Genomic DNA, 15,865 nt, shown 5'->3' with positions numbered 1-15,865 from the left:
GGTTTTCTCACGACTTCGCCACCCAGGCGTCGATGCCGTCCAGGAACCGGTCCACGCCGAAGCCGATCTCGGCGGGCAGTGTTCCCTCGCCGGTCTGCTCGGGTCCTGACGCGACACTGGCCTCGGCCGCGTGGACGGCCGCCAGCGCGGGGTAGCCCTCCGGGTCGATGAGCTCGGACAACGCCCGCGCCAGCTCGGTTTCCGTGCGCGGCCGCCCGCCGTCGGTCTTGTGCGCGCTGTTCATGTCCAGGCCGATCTGCGCGGTGCCGCGGACGACGGCGGTCAGGTGCAGGGCCGCGGCCCGCGCCTCGCGGGGAGCGAGTCCGGCTTCGAGCAGGGGCCGGAGCAGGCGGTCCAGCCAGGCGAGCTGGTTGGGGCCGATCGGCGAGTGGTCGAGCGGGACGCGCAGCAGCCAGGGATGGGTCCGGAAAGCGGACCAGAGCGCGCTTGCCCACTGCCGGACAGCGTCGCGGTAGTCCTTCGCGCTGTCGAGTTCGGGCGGTTTCGCGGCCGCGACGTCGGCCATCACTTCCAGCAGCAGGTCCTTGCCGGGGATGTGGTTGTAGAGCGACATCGTCGAGTAACCGAGTTCGGTGGCGACCCGCTGCATGGAGAGCGCGTCCAGGCCGTCGGCGTCCGCGACCTGGATCGCGGCCAGCGCGATCCGCTCCACGGTGAGCTGGGCCCGCGGCCCGCGCCTGCCGGGGGTCCGCCCCGCCCACAGCAGCGCGAGGCTGCGCTGGAGATCCGGGCCCTTGTTGTCACGTGTCGCCATCAGCCATCCCGTCGGTGTCGTCGATGACCATCCTAAAACTCTGTATGACGTACGTTCATGTGTATGGTGTACATAGTTTCTGATCGTCTTCTCCCGAACGGACCACCATGACCTCGTCGAACGCGCCCCGCTGGTGGCGGCGCCCCTGGATCGTGCCGCTGATGCTGGTGGCGGCGGCTTTCCTGGCCTTTTCGGTGCCGCCGTACCTGACTTTCGACCCGGCCGAGTCGCGGCTGGAAGCGCCGCCGGGGAACGGCCTCTACTACCCGCTGCTCGTCGCGCACGTCCTTTTCGGCACGGTCGCGATGGTGACCGCCTGCTTCCAGATCTGGCCCGCGTTCCGCGCCCGCTACCGGCGCGGGCACCGGATCACCGGCCGGATCTACGTCTTCGCCGGTGCGCTCCCCGCCGGGTTCGTCGGCCTGTACATCGGCTGGCACACCAGCGTCGGCCCGTCCGTGCGGGTGGCCAACCTGGTGGGCTCGGTGCTGTGGATCGCGGTCACGGTCATCGGGATCCGGATGGCCAGGCAGCGTCGCTTCGGCGAGCATCGACGGTGGATGTCCCGCAGTTTCGCGCTCGCGATGTCGATCGTGCTGAGCCGCGTGATCAACGTCGTGGCCACGATCGTGCTGACACCGGAGATCGGCACGACCTTCGGCGGCAGCGAAGTGCTCATGCGGTACAGCGCGATGAGCATCGGGGCCTGGCTCAGCCCGTTGCTCCTGCTGGTGCTCACCGACTGGGTGCTGGAGCGCCGCAAAACCCCGAAAAAGCCCCCCAGCGGGCTAGACGTCTCCGCCCCGGGACGGACGCCTTCGCGGGTGTAGCGCTTCTAGCCTGATATCGGGAATTTCGTTGGATATCAGGGAGTTCGGGTTGCTCAGGAAAACAGTCATCGTGGTGGCACTGCTCGTCGCCGGGGCGTTGCTGCCGTCGGTGCCCGCCGTCGCGGTCCCTTCGATCACCTGGCACGGCTGCACGACCGGCCCCGGCGACGTCCTCGGCGCGGAGCTGGACAAGGCGGGCGCGCAGTGCGGGGACATCGCCGTGCCGGTGGACCATCGCCGTCCGCGGGGGCGCAAGCTCACCGTCGCGCTGGCCAGGGTGAAGGCCACCGATCCCGCGCACCGGCTCGGCACGCTGATGCTCAATCCGGGCGGTCCGGGAGGCCCGGCCATGGAACTGGTCCTGGCCGGGCCGCTCATGCCGGAGATCGCGGCCCGCTACGACCTCGTCGGCATGGACCCCCGGTTCGTCGGGCGCAGTTCGCCGCTGAGGTGCACCTGGAAGACCGACACGTTCGCGCGGTCGGCCGGGCCGGACCTCAGGACGTTCCGCGAGAGCGTGGCGCTCGCGAAGGACCTGGCGCGCGGCTGCTCGGGCAACGACCACGAGTTGTTGCGGGCCGCCTCGACCCGCAACACCGCCAGGGACATGGACGTCGTGCGCGCCGCGCTCGGCGAACGGAAGATCTCCTACCTCGGCGCGTCGTACGGGACCTATCTCGGCGCGGTCTATCTCCAGATGTTCGGTTCCCGGGCCGATCGGTTCGTGCTCGATTCGTCGGTGGATCCCGAGGCGTACGGTCCGGGCCTGCTCCGCCCGACCGCCCCGGCGCTCGACGCCGCGTTGCGGAACTGGGCGAAGAGCGCCGTGGGGCAAGGCCTGGGGGAGACCGCGGACGAGGTGGTGACGACCGTGCGGGACGTCGCCCGGTCGGCCGAGCGACGGCCGTTCGAGGTCGGGAAGTACACAGTGGACGGTCACATGGTGCCGTACCTGTTCTTCGCGAACCTCTACGACGACCGTCCCGCTTCACAGGCCGAGTTCGCCGCGACCGTACGGACACTCCGCGACGCCGCGGCAGGCCGTCCCGTCACTCCTTCGGAAGGACTCGCCGCGCTCCTCGACGGCCTGACGACCGGCTCCGGCTCCGCGACCGACCGGGCGGGGACGCCGGTCATCTGCGCGGATCGAGCGGCCTCCCGCGACCCGGCGACGTACTACCGGGACATCCAGGAACACCGGGCGGCCGAGCCGCTGTTCGGGCCGCTGGCCCGCAACATCACGCCGTGCGCGTTCTGGCCCGTGGCTCCCGCCGAACCCGCCACCCGGATCCACAACACCTCGCCGGCGCTGCTCCTCGGCTCGACCGGCGACCCCGCGACGCCGTACGCCGGGCAACTCGCGCTGCACCGGGCGCTCGGCGGTTCGCGGCTGGTGACGGTGGAAGGAGCGTTCCGGCACGCCGTGTTCCTGAAGGGCGACAAGTGCGTCGACGCGGCGGCGCGGGACTACCTGCTGAGCGGAGAGCTGCCTGCGGACCGGAGCTGCCGCTCGTGAGTGGTCGGTCGGGTTGGTCGTGAGTGGCGATTCGGGTTCTAACCCGAATCGCCACTCACGACCCACCGGACCACCGCGGATCAGCAGGCGAGATCGTGCCGCGGTCGCGCACCGGTGACCAGGAACCCCGTCGCGAGGTCGTTGGCGCACTTGTTGTCCTTGAACAGGTACGCCAGGTGCCCGCCCTGGTCGACGGTGACCATCCTGGCGCGGTCGCCGAAGGCTTCACGCAGCTTCCGCGCGCCCGCCAGCGGCGTGGCCGGGTCGCGGAGGTTCTGCACGATCAGCAGGTTCGACGGGCCGCGCCCGGTGATCTTCACCGGCGGTTCCACCGGCTCGGACGGCCAGAACGCGCACGGCGTGATGTTCGCGGCCGCCGCGCCGAACAGCGGATGCCGGAACCGGTCGATCGCGACGTTGCGCCGGTACGTCCCGACGTTCTCCGGCCAGTCCGAGTCGTTGCAGATCACGTGCAGCTGGCTCGCGATGTAGTTGTCGGCCGGATACGCCGTGCCGGTGGACGTTCCGGTGGCGGCAGGCGTCGGCACGGGTTTCCCGGTGTCGAGCGCGTGCCAGGTCTCGGCCAGCTGCGGCAGCTTCTTGTCGTAGTAGAGATAGGCGAAGGTGATCTGGCGGAACACCTGGCCGTTGTAGCCATCCGGACTCGGGGTCTTGTCCAGCCGCGCGGCGAGCTCGAAGTACTTCGCCGTCACCTCCGCCGGCGTCCGGCCCAAGCCGTACTCGGGTTTCGAAGCGGCGAACTTCGCGAAGTCCGGGAAACGATCTTCGACACCTTGCCCGAACAGCCGCGAGAACGACGCGTCCCAGCCGCCGGGCCCGGTCGCGCTGTCGATCAGGAACCGGTCGCTGCGCTCGGGGAACAACGAGGTGTACACCGAACCGAGGTAGGTGCCGTAGGAGATGCCGAAGTAGTTCACCTTCCGCTCGCCGAGTGCCTCGCGGACACGGTCCATGTCACGGGCGGTGTTGGCGGTGGTCATGTACGGCAGGAGCGGCGCGGTGGGCGAGGAGCCGCATTTCGCGGCGACGGCGGCGACCCGCTGTGCCTCGGACGTGACGTCGGCCGAGTCCCGGGCGTACCTCGGGATGTTGGACGGATGCTCAGCGACGGTCAGCCCGCAGGTCACCGGCGTGCTGTTGTGGACACCGCGCGGGTCCATCCCGATCACGTCGTAGCTGTCCAGCACGTCCTGCGGGATGTTCAGCTTCTTGAGGGTGTCCGGATAGGCCAGCCCTTCACCGCCGGGGCCGCCGGTGTTCGTCAGCAGCACACCGCGGCGCTTTTCAGGCTTGGTGCTCGCCAGCCGTGAGATCGCGATCTCGATGGTCTTCCCGCCGGGGTCACGGTAGTCCAGCGGGACCTCGAGGGTGCCGCACTCCAGGCCGAGGCCTGCCGCCTCCGCCGGGCAAGGCCCCCACTTCGGCGGGGGCGCCGCGGAAGCGACCGCCGGGGTCGCCGCGGTCAGCAAGGCGGCCGCGAGAACGGGGATCATGGCTTTGCGCATGGGTTTTCCTCCTCGGATGGGCCGGATCACCGGCGCGGTTCCCAGCGGAAGAGCCGCGAGGCCAGGACCACCGCGACGACGACCCACGCCAGGGTCGGGGCGAGCAGGAGCAGCGATTCGGAGACCGCGACGCCGCCGTTCCAGGCGTTGACCGCGAGTTCGGTGGCCGAACCGCCCGGCAGCAGGCGCTTGACCAGGGTCAGGTCGTCGGTGCCGCTGATGCCGACCCAGGAAGCGACCGCGATGACCCCGAGGCTCACCGGCAGCGTGGTGACCTGGGCGTGCTCGGGGGAGTTGGTCAGGCCCGCGGTGGCCAGACCGAGGCCGATCATCATGGCGACGGTGGCGAGGACGGCCAGCACCAGCAAGCCGATGTTCGCGGGTTTGCCGGTCACGAAGCCCAGCACGGTCATGATCACGGCCACCTGGACGAGCGCGATGACGGTGACCGGAAGCACCAGCCCGATCAGGATGGAGGCGTCACCGGCCGCTGTCGAGCGCAACCGCTTGAGGAACAGGTTCTGCCGCCGGGAGGCGAGCGTGGTCACCGAGCTGGCGTAGAGACCGAACGCGCACACGGTGAACATCACGATCGCCGCGATGTAACCGAGGCTGCCGATCTTGGCGAAGATTTCGTGCTGGTAGACGAAGAACGCGCAGATCGCGATGGGCATCACGAAACTGGTGATGAGGACCGAGCGGTTCCGGAAGATCTGGATCAGCTCGCTGCGGGCGATCGAAAGCATGACTGGAGTCCTTTGTGGAGTGAGTGGCTAGTCGTTGTCGATGGCGCGGAACACGTCGTCGAGCCTGGTCGGGCCCGCTTCGAGGTCCCGCAGCTCGATCGCGTGGTCCTGCGCCCACCGCAACAGGGTGTGCAGGTCCTTCTGCAGACCGAAGGTCTCGATGACGAACTTCCCGTCGTGCTCCCGCCTGCCCTGCAACGGCAGCGCCGGTGCCGGGGCGGGGAGGACGAAGCGGATCACGGCGGGCAGCGTCCGCGTCAGTTCGGAGACCGTGCCCTCCTGGTGGAACTTCCCCCGGTGCATCAGGCCGATGCGGTCTGCGCGCTGCTGGGCCTCTTCGAGGTAATGCGTGGTGAGCACGATCGTGGAGCCGTCCTCGCGCAGTTTGTCGACCGCGTCCCACAGCGCGTCCCGCGACTGGATGTCCAGACCGGTCGTCGGCTCGTCCAGGAACACCAGTTCCGGCGAGCCGTACACCGCGGTCGCGAAGTCGAGCCGCCGCTTCTCGCCACCGGAAAGCTGGGACACCTTCGTGTTCGCCTTGCGGGCGAGGTCCACGATGCCGAGCACCCGTTCGAGGCGGTCCGTGCGGTGGGTCAGCGTCCCGATCAGGCGGATCGATTCCTTCACCGTCAGGTCCGGTGAGAAACCGCTCTCCTGCAACATGATGCCCATCTTGGGCCGCACGGCGGCGCGGTCACGCGGGCTCTTTCCCAGGACACGGACCGTGCCCGACGTCGGGGTCCGGTGCCCTTCGAGGGTTTCCAGGGTCGAGGTCTTCCCCGCCCCGTTGGTGCCCAGCAGGGCGTAGAACTCGCCTCGCCCGACCTGGAAGGACAGGTCCTTCACGGCGTGGAAGTCGCCGTACTTCAGGTTCAGGCGGTCTACGTCGATCACTGGTGTCGAAGTCATACCTAGATCTCAACCGCTCCGGCCCGGAACGGCCAGTGCGGCCACGTCATGACCGGCCCATGACATTCTTCGGGGTGAACCATGACGTGGTGTCACTGGTGCCCTCCGTCGCGGAGGGCCGATACTGGGCCCATGTCTGATGTGGACACCGAGCCGGCGCGGGGAAAACTGCGCAAGCTCAATCTCACCATGTTCTTCCCGCTGTTCACCGTCGGCGGGGTGATCGTGGTGGCGTCGGACGCGCGGACCTGGTGGCATGTGGTCGTCCTGAGCTTGAGCGTGCTGGCGGCCATGGTCGCCTTCGTGCGGTGGACCTCGGGCGAGCTCATGCGGGTCGCGATCCCGTGCCTGGTCGTCACGGCCGCCGTGTGGCCGTTCTCCGTGCTGCTGATCGGCGGCGGGTCGGCGTTCTTCGGGATCCTTCTCGTGGGTTCCTTCGTCGTTCCCCAGCTTCCCCGGCACCGGGTCGCGGCCGCGATCGCGCTCGTCGTGTACATCGCGGCGGTGGGCGCGTCGAGGCTGCTGGTCTCCCACGAGGACATGTCCGAAGAACTGATCAGGTTCGTCTTCGTCCCCGCCGCGGTCACCGCCATCGTGCTCGGGCTCATGTTCCCCAACAAGCGGTTCTACGACGTCGTCCACGAACTCGAGGAGTCACGCGAGCGGGAGGCTGAACTGGCCGTCATCCGCGAACGCGTCCGCTTCGCCAGCGATCTGCACGACATCCAGGGCCACACCCTCCACGTGGTGAAGCTGAAGACCGCGCTCGCCACGAAACTGGTGGACATCGACGCCGAACGGGCCAAACAGGAGCTGAGGGAGATCCACGCGCTCGTCAGCGACACGATCACCCAGACGAAGGAACTCGCCTATGCTCAGCGGAGGCTCAACCTTTCCGCCGAACTGGAGAACGCGAGGAACCTTTTCGAGGCCGCGGGGATCCGCGTGCGGATCAACCGGGAGGGTGACGTCGATCCGGAGGCGGGCAGGCTGCTCGGCCAGGTCCTCCGCGAGACCACGACCAACATCCTGCGCCACGCCCAGGCGACGCGGGTGCGGATCACCCTGACGGAGTGGAGTATCGGCATCGTCAACGACGGCGCCCAGCGCGCACCACTGCCCGAACTCCGGGGGCTGGCCGCGCTCGGACAACGCGTCGTCGCGGAGGGCGGCGAGCTGACGGTGGAACAGGAAGACGGGCAGTTCGTCACGGCCGCGTCCTTCCCGGGCGGGCGTTCCGAAGCAACGGAGAAACGATGACCACGGTGGTACTCGCCGACGACGAAGCCCTGCTCCGCAAGGCGATGGCCGCGCTGCTCCCGCTCGAGGGCGAGATCACCGTCCTCGCCGAAGCGGAGAACGGCGAGGAGGCCGTCGAGGCCACCTTGCGGCACGAACCCGACGTCCTCGTCATCGACCTCGAAATGCCCGGTGTGGACGGGCTCGGCGCGGTCGCGGAGATCCGCCGCACCCGGCCGGACCAGGTCATCCTCATGCTGACCAGGCACGCGAAACCCGGTGTGCTCCGCAAAGCCCTCAAACTCGGGGTGCAGGGATTCGTCAGCAAGGCGGCCGAACCCTCGCACATCACGTTCGTCATCGCCGCCCTGCACCAGGGCAAACGCTGGATCGACCCGGACGTCTCCGCGCTCGCCGTGGTCGACGACTGTCCCCTCACCGAACGGGAGCTCGAGGTGCTGCGGGTGACCGGGGAGGGGTATTCCGTCGCCGAGATCGCCGCTCAGCTCCACCTCGCGCAGGGCACGGTGCGCAACTATCTCTCGAACGCCATGCAGAAGACCCAGACGCAGACCCGGCACGAAGCCGCCAGATACGCGCGTGAGCACGACTGGCTTTAGTCTGCCCGGATGTGGGCGCGTTCGCCCTGCGGTCCGAAAAGGACAAGGGTCTCGACGGCATGACCGTCGGCGGAGCCGAGCCAATGCGGCAGCGCGGTGTCGAACTCGGCGGCCTCGCCGGGCGGCAGGACCATGTCGCGGTCGCCGACCACCAGCCGGAGCCGTCCATTGAGGACATACACCCACTCGTAGCCGCCGTGGGTCTGCGGCGTGGGTTCCGCCGGTTCGGGGCGACTGGGAATGAGCATCTTGAAGGCCTGCACGCCGCCGGCGCGGCGGGTGAGCGGCAGGAAGGTCATGCCGTGCCGGTGGATCGGCTGTAAATGGATCCGCGGGTCGCCGGTCCGGGGTGCGCCGACGAGGTCGTCGAGCGGGACGCCGTGCACGCGCGCGAGTGGTAGCAGCAGTTCCAGTGTGGGCCGCCGCCCGCCGCTTTCCAGCCGTGACAAGGTGCTTTCCGAGATCCCGGTCGTCGCCGACACCTCGGCCAGGGTCAGGCCACGGCGTTTGCGCAGCGCGCGCAACCGGGGGCCGACCGCGTCCAGTACCTCGTCCGTCTCGTCCGCCATGCCGTCGATCTTGCCAGGTCGGCAAGTTTTCGTGCCAGTTCGCGTCGCCCGAGGCGACAGTGGCGACCATGAACGCGACGAAATTCTGGGACGGGCTCTACGAACGGCGTTCCACCGGAACGCCGAAGGTGAACGCGAGACTGGCCGAGATAGCCGGCCCGCTGGCCCCTGGCGCGGCGCTCGATCTCGGCTGCGGCGGCGGGGGAGACGCGCTGTGGCTGGCCGCCCGGGGCTGGCGGGTGACCGCGGTCGACATCTCCGGCGCGGCCGTGCGTTCGCTCCGGGAGCGCGGTGGGCCGATCACGGCCCTCCGCGTCGATCTCGCCGAGGAGTTCCCTTACGGCTCCTTCGATCTGGTGTCCGCGCAGTACTTCCACGCCCCGTTCGAACTGGACCGGGCCCGCGTGCTGCGGACCGCCGCGAACTCGGTGAACCCCGGCGGACGGCTGGTCGTCGTCGATCACGGCTCGGCCGCGCCGTGGTCTTGGGACCAGAACGCTCAGTACCCCACGCCACTGGAAGTGGCCGCTGAGCTGGCCCTCGATCCGGTGGAGTGGTCGGTCGAGCGCGCGGAGGCCTCGGAACGGCACGCCACCGGTCCGTCGGGACAGACCGCGACCGTCGTCGACCACATCCTGGTGCTCAGGCGAGGGGAGCGATGAGCCGGAAACGCGACACCGGGCCGCCGTCGACCGGAGCCGGTGAGAAGGACGTGCTCGCCGGTTTCCTCGGCTACTTGCGCGCCGCGATCATGGCCAAAGCCGACGGAGTGCCTGAAGAGCGGGCCCGCGTGCCGGGCGTGCCCTCCGGCACGAACCTGCTCGGCCTGATCAAGCACCTGACCCAGGTGGAACGGCACTGGGTGCTCGGGCACGACGTCACCGACTGGAAAGCGACGTTCCATTCGTCCCCGGAGGACACGACGGCGTCACTTCTCGCCGCTTACCGGGAAGTCATCGCCGAAGCGAACGACGAGGTCGCGTCCTGGACCGACCTCTCCGAAGCGGGCCCCCGCCGGGGATCACGGCGCTGGACGCTGACCCATTTGATCGAGGAAACCGCACGCCACGCGGGACACGCCGACATCCTGCGCGAACTGATCGACGGCGCCACCGGGCGCTGAAACGGAGACTTCCATGCTTCACCGAGCCGCCGCGTTCGTCGCGGCCCTCGTCCTGATGACGGCCTGCGGTTCGCCACCGGCCGCCCCGCCCTACGAAGAGATCACCCGCGGCGACGCGAGTTTCGCGGAGCAGTTCCGCCACGAGTTCGCCGAGGTCGACGGCGTGAAGATGCACTACGTCACCGGCGGAAAGGGTGCCCCGCTCGTCCTGCTGCACGGCTGGCCGCAGACCTGGTACGGCTGGCACCGCGTCATGCCCGCGCTGGCCGAGCATTTCACCGTGTACGCGCTCGACCTCCCCGGCCTCGGGGACAGCACCGGCGCGCCGCCCAGCTACGACAAGGCCACCCTCGCCCGCTACGTGCACGGCCTCGTCGCCGGACGGCTGGGCCTGCGCGACGCCCGGATCGCCGGCCATGACCTCGGTGCCGCTGTCGCCTTCCAGTACGCCGCGCAATTCCCCGGCGATCTCACCAAGCTCGCCTATCTCGACCTGCCGCTGCCGGGCCCCGCGCTCGATGCGACGGCGTACCGGAACCTGAGCTGGCATATCGCTTTCCACTCGCAGAAAACGGTTCCGGAAGCCGTCGTCGGCGACGACGTCCGCGAATATCTTTCCCTTTTCTATCCCCAGGTCGCCTATTCGGGGACGGCTTTCGGCGGGCCCGGGGCGCCGTCGCCGTTCGACGAGGCCGAGATCGGCGAATACGCCCGTACCTACAGCAAGCCGGAGGTCCTGCACGGCGGTTTCGAGCTCTACCGCACGCTCGGCCAGGACGCGACCGCCAACACCGGCGCGAAGCCCATCACCACTCCGACCCTGCTGATGACCGCCGAAGGGCTGCTCGAACCGCAGAAGGCGACCCTGTCGCCCCGCGTCGCCGACCTCGCCCGCGCCGTCGAGGTGCCCCGGGCCGGGCACTGGCTCGCGGAAGAGAACCCGGAGTTCGTGAGCGCCGAGCTGGTCAAGTTCCTGAAGTAGCCGTCCGGTCCGTGAAGGCCTCCTTCCCTACCCTGAAGGTAGGGAAGGAGGCCTTCACGGACTGCCGAGTGCGCTATCGGCGGCCACCAGGCTCAGCGAGGGAACAGTCGCCCGGCCGCCTTGAGCAGATCGTCCAGCTCCGAGGAGAGGGAGCCGGCTTTCTGTGCGAAGGTCGAGGTCTTCAGTTCGGGCGGTGGCAGTCGTTTCTGCAGCCGGGCCAGTGTCTGTCGCTCGTTTTCGGCGATCGTGAGATCGGCGGCGCAGCGCGTCGTCCCGGTGGTCAGGCCCAGCGACTGGATCAGCGTCTGCGTGTCGTACCTGGCGGCGGCGCCGTAGTCGACGATCCGGGTGCTGGCCTCGAGACAGCTCGTCACCGCGTTCTTGTACCGCTCGTTCCGGATCAGCTCGGGCAGCTGTTCGCGAGCGGCGGTGGCGGTCTGGTCGATCACGGTCATCGTCGACCATTGGCTCTGGAGCACGGAATCTATCGCCAGGCCGACCTCCGCCGGCCGCAGCGCGACGGTGACGGCCGTGCCCGGTTCCAGCGTCGTGCCGCCGAGGACGCCCGGTGATCGGCTCGCGCGGAAGATCTGCACCATCGCCGGCACGCCGCCGTGTTGCAGGACCGTCGCCGGACGGGCGGGCTGAACCAGCCAGACGTCCTTGGTGTCGTTGCCGATGAAGACCGACGTGCCGATTTCGTCGGTGCACATGGCCAGCCCGGAAATGTCCCGCAAGGCCCCGCCGGTCATCACGAGGGGTACGCGTTTCCCGGTCGTGGCGTCGGGACAGCCGGGGTCGCCCCCCTCATCGGGAAAACGTGTCTGCAGGTCGTCGGCGAACCGGGAACCGTTACACGGCGGGATCCGCTATCTTCTGCTCATGGGGGAGAATGCGAGCGCCCGTGACGTGGCGCAGCGGCTGGCGGATTCGGTGAACAAGGTCTCGGTCGGCCGCGTGTACGACTATCTGCTCGGCGGGGTGCACAACTACGCCGTCGATCAGCAATTCGCCGAGGAACAGCTCCGGCTCGTCCCGTCGATGCGCGATTTCGCCCGTGCCAACCGGGCTTTCCTCGGCCGTGCCGTTCGCTACATGGTCGATCAGGGCATCCGGCAGTTCGTGGACATCGGTTCCGGGCTGCCGACCCAGGGCAACGTGCACGAGGTCGCCGAAGAGGTCGCGCCGGGCGAATGCCGGGTCGTCTACATCGACAACGAGCCGATCGCGCAGGCGCACGCGGAGATCCTGCTGGAGCAGACGGCCGACCCGGCCCGGCACACCGCGCTGGACGGCGACTTCCACGAAGGTCTCCGGCTGTGGAAGAAGGTGCTCGGCACCGGGTTGATCGATCCGGGCCAGCCGATCGGCCTGCTGGCGGTGGCGTTGCTGCATTTCATGCCCGACGAAACCGCCCCGCACGTCACCCTCGGCCGCTATCTGGAGCAGTTGCCTTCCGGCAGTCTCATGGCACTTTCGCATATCCACGTTCCGGTCGAGGACACCGTGCTGCACGCACAATCGGCGAACGTCGTCGATTCCTACCGCCGCCGGACAAACAGCGCCATCACGCTTCGCGGGCGGGAGGAGATCGCCGCATTCTTCACCGGACTGCGGCCGGTCGAGCCCGGTCTGGTGTGGTTGCCGGAATGGCGTCCCGAAGGCGGACCGCTGCACGAGGAAGATTTGGTGGGGTCTCGCGGATTGGCGGGCGTGGCCCGTAAACCCTGAGCCTCGTGAGTGGTAAGGACGGTTAGAACCGTCCTTACCACTCACGAGGCTTTGTCGGTCAGGAACGGGTCAGCGTGACCCCGTAGGTGTTCGCCGCGTCCACGACGGGCTGGTAGTAGGAGTACGAGCCGGTGGCGTTGGAGCCCTGGTTGTACCCGCAGTCGTGCCCGTCGTCGGGGCCGCCGGAGGTCATGCCCTGCGCGGTGTTGCCCGCGATGTAGGCGCCGCCGCTGTCGCCGCCTTCGGTGCAGACCGTGGACTTCGCCAGGCCCTTGGTGGCGACGCTTTCCCCGTTGTAGCGGACGGTCTGGTTGTAAGCGGTGATCTTGCCGCAGGTCCAGCCGGTGGTGTTGCCCGCCTTGCACAGCGTGGTGCCGACCGGCGCCTTCGAGCTGCCGGTGATCTGCACCGTGGTGCCCTTGCGGGTGTCCACGTAGCCGCGGCCGGTGTCTTCGTCGTCGATGTCCATCAGGCCCATGTCGGCCGACGGGAACTCGGTGGCGACGCCCCGGCCGATGTGGACGCCGTTGCGGTTGAGGATGTCCGGGTTGCCTTCGACGCAGTGCCCGGCGGTGAGCAGCACGTTGTCGCCGTCACTGGTGGTGCCGGGGAAGCCGAGGGAGCAGTTGGTGCCGGGGTCGAGGTCCATGATCTGGCCGGGGATGACGTCGGCCTGCGTGGTGTTGCCGTTGGCGACCCCGGTCCGGACGGTCACGCCGGGCAGCGCCGAAAGCCTGCGGACGAGGGCGCGGTCCGCGCCCTGCTGCACGGTGACGACGACCTGGTCGGCCGCGAGTTCCGGACCCCAGGACTGCACCTGGGCGACGTCCTTGCCGATCACGCTGCCGACGGTGGCGGTCAGGGCGTCCAGCGCCTTCTCGCCGCGGGCGCCGGTGCGCGCGGTCAAACCGGCCGCGCGGAGTGCCTGGGCGGATCCGGCGTCGGAGTTCACCACGAGGGCGCCGGCGTCGTCGAAGTACGCGCCGTCGGTGTGCAGGCCACGTGTTCTGATGCTCTCCAGCGACGAGATCAGGTTCTTCTCGTGGTCGAGTTTCTGCGCGGCCTGAAGCGGGCTGACCTGGAGCTGGGCCGCGAGGGTCTCGAGCATCGTCTGGTCGTAAGCGGTGACCGGAGCGGCGGTCGCCGGAACGGCGAACGCGCCTATTCCGGCGCAGACGCTCAGCAGAGTGAGCATGACGGGTCCGCGAATTCGCATGCGAATTTCCTTCGATAAGGAGGGAACGACGAACCGCCGGAATATGTTCTAAAAGGCAGGGACCGGGCGGTTCATCTCGACGTCACGCAGATTACGAGCGGCTGACTATCGTGTCGTAGCGCCGAAAGTAGGTTCCGTTGAACCGGTACTACTTTCGTATGCGGAAAACGTGAATTGCCTGCGTATTCTATTGCGCGGAAGTGTCAATGGCGCAAAAGTGTCAGCGATTCGGGTTCTCGCCGAGATAGGTGTCCAGCGCGGCGGCGCCGGAGAGCAAGGCACGGCCCCTCGCCGAGAGCCGGGTGTGCCAGTCGTGCAGTGTCGACTCGAGGGGCACGACGCCTCCGGCCGAGCGGACCTGCTCGATCAGCGGCGCGATCCGCTCCAGGAGATAGCCGCCCCGCCTGAGCTGATGGGTCAGCTTGGCGTCGCGCACATCGGCCGGGCTGTACACGCGGTAGCCCGTCCGCGGGTCGCGTTCGGGCCGGAGAAGGCCGGCGCGTTCCCATTTCCGGAGGGTGGCGGGCCGGACGCCCAGTTTCCGCGCCAGCGGGCCGACGAACAGGTCGCCCCGCTCCTGCGGCACGGGCTCGAGTTCGCGGAGCGCGGCCGCGACGGCCTGGAGGGTGCGGCGGTCGTCGAGCAGCTGGGCGTGACTCTCGTCGACGAGCCGGAGCGCCTCCTCGACCGCGCCCCGGTTGACCTCGGTCATGATCGACGTCGCCGTCGCGTGGCCGTGTCCCGGCACGAGCGCGAGGAACGCGCGCAGGGCTTGCGCGTGCAGCGGGGTATAGGTGCGATAGCCCTGCGGACCGCGTTCGGCCGCCGGGAGGATGCCGTCCGCCTCGTAGTTGCGGACGGCCTGCGTCGACAGACCGTGCTTACGCGCGAGATCGACCGGCCTGAGCCGTTCGCGGGTTTGAAGGTTTCGGCCCACTGTCCTGCCATCGTCGCTGCGAAGTGCCAACCGGCGATTCAACGATACAGTCGAGTGAATGGCAGCGGCGGAACAGAACCTCACGATCGACCTCGACCTGGCGGAACTACGTGCGGTCACGGCCTTCTCCGTGGCCTGCGCGGAGCCCGCCCTGGCGATCTTCGAGCGCGAGTGCCCGGAGGATCCGCGTCCGCGGGCCGTGCTCGACGAGGCACGCCGGTTCGCGGCCGGGGGCAAGCGGACGAAGGCGTTGCGGGTGACCTCGTTGGACGCGCACCGGGCGGCTCGGGCCGCCAGGGAAAGCGGTCGTGAAGCCGCGTTCGAAGCGGCCCGGGCCGCCGGCCACGCGGGAGCGTCCGCGTATCTGCATCCGCTGGCGAAAGCGACTCAGGTCCTGCACATCCTGGGAGCCGCCGCGAATGCGGCGCGCGCCTTCGAACTCGAGGCCGGTGATGACCCCGCCGTCGGCGCCGGGTACGTCGAGAAGTTTGCCGGTCTCGCCGGTCCTGTCGTGGTGGACGTCCTGAAGCGCTACCCGGACGCCCCGGGCGGCGGTCGCCGGGCAGGGGAGTTGCTGCGGACGCTGGACGCGTCGTTGCGGTCGCGTTCGGTCCTCTAAGCGCGTGGGGAGTCCGCTCGCCGCTCGTACCGCTCCCGCGCTCGCTGATAGGCCGTGCCGAGCAGTTCGCGAGTGACCTCTTCGGTCCGGGACGCCGGGTTCACCACCGCCAGCCAGCCCGCGGTTCCGTACACGGGATGGGCGATCACGGTGTCGGTGACGCCGGGGTCGACGTCGGTTCCGGCCGCTTCCCGGGGTGCGCGGCCGAGCCGCCGGGCGAACTCCTCCTTACCGGCGTGGATGTTCACGCGGAACGTGTCCGGCCGGTCCAGGCGCGAGGTCTCGTCGCCGGGGTAGTTCTTGGTCACGACCGTCGCGAAGGGCTGGACGTTCGTGGGGACGACGCCGTCGGGTGAGTAGTAGAAGAACGCGTCGCCCCAGCTGAGCTCCGGCCAGTCGTCGCCGGGCGCGGGGGTGAGGGCCAGGACGCCGTCGAGGTCCGACACGAAGCTGATGATCTCTTCGATGGTCATGTGCTCAAGCGTCACATTAAAGTGCTTATGGAGGGTTCGACCACGTTTCCG

General features: G+C 68.9%; 18 protein-coding genes. 9 read left to right on the top strand and 9 right to left on the bottom strand.

Translation table 11 applies throughout. The annotated features are described in order from the left end of the window. Positions 1-7 precede the first annotated feature (7 nt). Positions 8-775 carry a TetR/AcrR family transcriptional regulator gene (locus BKN51_RS19470; protein ID WP_101608998.1) on the bottom strand — a complete coding sequence of 256 codons (768 nt, stop codon included), beginning with the start codon at positions 773-775 and terminating at the stop codon, positions 8-10. A 107-nt stretch (positions 776-882) separates the two neighbouring features. Here BKN51_RS19470 and BKN51_RS19465 point away from each other — a divergent pair, with 107 nt between their 5' ends. Further along, entirely contained in the window at positions 883-1,605 is a 723-nt protein-coding gene (locus BKN51_RS19465) for a DUF2306 domain-containing protein (protein ID WP_101608997.1), read from the top strand. Between the two features lie 49 nt (positions 1,606-1,654). Then, positions 1,655-3,121, top strand: coding sequence for an alpha/beta hydrolase (locus tag BKN51_RS19460; protein WP_233224213.1), 1,467 nt, complete (start codon positions 1,655-1,657; stop codon positions 3,119-3,121). 80 nt (positions 3,122-3,201) lie between these two features. Here the strand turns inward: BKN51_RS19460 and BKN51_RS19455 are convergent, their stop codons facing one another. Genes BKN51_RS19455 through BKN51_RS19445 form a run of 3 tightly spaced genes read right to left on the bottom strand, consistent with a single transcriptional unit; the run spans position 3,202 to position 6,305 of the window. Next, a complete protein-coding gene (locus BKN51_RS19455) occupies positions 3,202-4,647 on the bottom strand; it encodes an alpha/beta hydrolase (RefSeq protein ID WP_101608996.1) in 1,446 nt (481 codons plus the stop codon). A 26-nt stretch (positions 4,648-4,673) separates the two neighbouring features. Then, complete coding sequence (locus BKN51_RS19450; protein ID WP_101608995.1) at positions 4,674-5,393, bottom strand: ABC transporter permease; 720 nt, start codon at positions 5,391-5,393, stop codon at positions 4,674-4,676. 27 nt (positions 5,394-5,420) lie between these two features. Further along, positions 5,421-6,305 (bottom strand): ABC transporter ATP-binding protein, encoded by an 885-nt coding sequence (locus tag BKN51_RS19445; RefSeq protein ID WP_168214356.1) that lies wholly within the window; start codon positions 6,303-6,305, stop codon positions 5,421-5,423. 141 nt (positions 6,306-6,446) lie between these two features. On the opposite strand from BKN51_RS19445, the gene BKN51_RS19440 reads away from it, so the two are divergent. Further along, a complete protein-coding gene (locus tag BKN51_RS19440) occupies positions 6,447-7,565 on the top strand; it encodes a histidine kinase (RefSeq protein WP_101608993.1) in 1,119 nt (372 codons plus the stop codon). Further along, the gene (locus tag BKN51_RS19435) at positions 7,562-8,164 is read left to right on the top strand and encodes a response regulator transcription factor (protein WP_101608992.1); all 603 of its coding nucleotides are present in this window, start codon (positions 7,562-7,564) and stop codon (positions 8,162-8,164) included. Before BKN51_RS19440 ends, BKN51_RS19435 begins: the two co-directional genes overlap by 4 nt. Here BKN51_RS19435 and BKN51_RS19430 read toward each other — a convergent pair. Continuing rightward, positions 8,161-8,733 carry a helix-turn-helix domain-containing protein gene (locus BKN51_RS19430; RefSeq protein WP_101608991.1) on the bottom strand — a complete coding sequence of 191 codons (573 nt, stop codon included), beginning with the start codon at positions 8,731-8,733 and terminating at the stop codon, positions 8,161-8,163. The genes BKN51_RS19435 and BKN51_RS19430 overlap by 4 nt on opposite strands. Before the next feature lie 68 nt (positions 8,734-8,801). On the opposite strand from BKN51_RS19430, the gene BKN51_RS19425 reads away from it, so the two are divergent. From BKN51_RS19425 to BKN51_RS19415, 3 genes are read left to right on the top strand one after another with little or no spacing between them, the layout of a single operon-like run. Further along, positions 8,802-9,395 (top strand): class I SAM-dependent methyltransferase, encoded by a 594-nt coding sequence (locus tag BKN51_RS19425; protein WP_101613321.1) that lies wholly within the window; start codon positions 8,802-8,804, stop codon positions 9,393-9,395. Beyond that, a complete protein-coding gene (locus BKN51_RS19420; RefSeq protein WP_101608990.1) occupies positions 9,392-9,856 on the top strand; it encodes a DinB family protein in 465 nt (154 codons plus the stop codon). Before BKN51_RS19425 ends, BKN51_RS19420 begins: the two co-directional genes overlap by 4 nt. A gap of 13 nt (positions 9,857-9,869) precedes the next feature. Beyond that, positions 9,870-10,838, top strand: coding sequence for an alpha/beta fold hydrolase (locus tag BKN51_RS19415; protein WP_101608989.1), 969 nt, complete (start codon positions 9,870-9,872; stop codon positions 10,836-10,838). 92 nt (positions 10,839-10,930) lie between these two features. Here the strand turns inward: BKN51_RS19415 and BKN51_RS19410 are convergent, their stop codons facing one another. Continuing rightward, positions 10,931-11,590, bottom strand: a complete 660-nt coding sequence (locus tag BKN51_RS19410) for a hypothetical protein (RefSeq protein WP_101608988.1) — start codon at positions 11,588-11,590, stop codon at positions 10,931-10,933. A gap of 130 nt (positions 11,591-11,720) precedes the next feature. Here BKN51_RS19410 and BKN51_RS19405 point away from each other — a divergent pair, with 130 nt between their 5' ends. Next, a complete protein-coding gene (locus BKN51_RS19405) occupies positions 11,721-12,569 on the top strand; it encodes an SAM-dependent methyltransferase (protein WP_101608987.1) in 849 nt (282 codons plus the stop codon). A gap of 58 nt (positions 12,570-12,627) precedes the next feature. Here BKN51_RS19405 and BKN51_RS19400 read toward each other — a convergent pair whose 3' ends face one another. Both BKN51_RS19400 and BKN51_RS19395 read right to left on the bottom strand, forming a co-directional pair. Beyond that, positions 12,628-13,785: a S1 family peptidase gene (locus BKN51_RS19400; RefSeq protein WP_101608986.1), complete on the bottom strand. Its 1,158-nt coding sequence runs from the start codon at positions 13,783-13,785 to the stop codon at positions 12,628-12,630. 220 nt (positions 13,786-14,005) lie between these two features. After that, a complete protein-coding gene (locus BKN51_RS19395; RefSeq protein ID WP_101608985.1) occupies positions 14,006-14,722 on the bottom strand; it encodes a TioE family transcriptional regulator in 717 nt (238 codons plus the stop codon). A 58-nt stretch (positions 14,723-14,780) separates the two neighbouring features. On the opposite strand from BKN51_RS19395, the gene BKN51_RS19390 reads away from it, so the two are divergent. Beyond that, entirely contained in the window at positions 14,781-15,341 is a 561-nt protein-coding gene (locus BKN51_RS19390) for a putative immunity protein (RefSeq protein ID WP_101608984.1), read from the top strand. Here the strand turns inward: BKN51_RS19390 and BKN51_RS19385 are convergent. After that, the gene (locus BKN51_RS19385; RefSeq protein WP_101608983.1) at positions 15,338-15,814 is read right to left on the bottom strand and encodes a DUF6194 family protein; all 477 of its coding nucleotides are present in this window, start codon (positions 15,812-15,814) and stop codon (positions 15,338-15,340) included. The genes BKN51_RS19390 and BKN51_RS19385 overlap by 4 nt on opposite strands. Positions 15,815-15,865 lie beyond the last annotated feature (51 nt).

The organism is Amycolatopsis sp. BJA-103, assembly GCF_002849735.1.
Classification (GTDB): Bacteria; Actinomycetota; Actinomycetes; order Mycobacteriales; family Pseudonocardiaceae; genus Amycolatopsis.
This window is presented reverse-complemented; position numbering and strand designations above follow the sequence as displayed.

Coding starts and splice junctions, on each gene's coding strand:
- BKN51_RS19405 (WP_101608987.1), top strand. CDS start 11,721: ATGGGGGAGAATGCGAGCGCCCGTGACGTGGCGCAGCGGCTGGCGGAT.
- BKN51_RS19430 (WP_101608991.1), bottom strand. CDS start 8,733: ATGGCGGACGAGACGGACGAGGTACTGGACGCGGTCGGCCCCCGGTTG.
- BKN51_RS19420 (WP_101608990.1), top strand. CDS start 9,392: ATGAGCCGGAAACGCGACACCGGGCCGCCGTCGACCGGAGCCGGTGAG.
- BKN51_RS19450 (WP_101608995.1), bottom strand. CDS start 5,393: ATGCTTTCGATCGCCCGCAGCGAGCTGATCCAGATCTTCCGGAACCGC.
- BKN51_RS19465 (WP_101608997.1), top strand. CDS start 883: ATGACCTCGTCGAACGCGCCCCGCTGGTGGCGGCGCCCCTGGATCGTG.
- BKN51_RS19385 (WP_101608983.1), bottom strand. CDS start 15,814: ATGACCATCGAAGAGATCATCAGCTTCGTGTCGGACCTCGACGGCGTC.
- BKN51_RS19400 (WP_101608986.1), bottom strand. CDS start 13,785: ATGCGAATTCGCGGACCCGTCATGCTCACTCTGCTGAGCGTCTGCGCC.
- BKN51_RS19410 (WP_101608988.1), bottom strand. CDS start 11,590: ATGACCGGCGGGGCCTTGCGGGACATTTCCGGGCTGGCCATGTGCACC.
- BKN51_RS19415 (WP_101608989.1), top strand. CDS start 9,870: ATGCTTCACCGAGCCGCCGCGTTCGTCGCGGCCCTCGTCCTGATGACG.
- BKN51_RS19455 (WP_101608996.1), bottom strand. CDS start 4,647: ATGCGCAAAGCCATGATCCCCGTTCTCGCGGCCGCCTTGCTGACCGCG.
- BKN51_RS19435 (WP_101608992.1), top strand. CDS start 7,562: ATGACCACGGTGGTACTCGCCGACGACGAAGCCCTGCTCCGCAAGGCG.
- BKN51_RS19425 (WP_101613321.1), top strand. CDS start 8,802: ATGAACGCGACGAAATTCTGGGACGGGCTCTACGAACGGCGTTCCACC.
- BKN51_RS19445 (WP_168214356.1), bottom strand. CDS start 6,305: ATGACTTCGACACCAGTGATCGACGTAGACCGCCTGAACCTGAAGTAC.
- BKN51_RS19470 (WP_101608998.1), bottom strand. CDS start 775: ATGGCGACACGTGACAACAAGGGCCCGGATCTCCAGCGCAGCCTCGCG.
- BKN51_RS19390 (WP_101608984.1), top strand. CDS start 14,781: ATGGCAGCGGCGGAACAGAACCTCACGATCGACCTCGACCTGGCGGAA.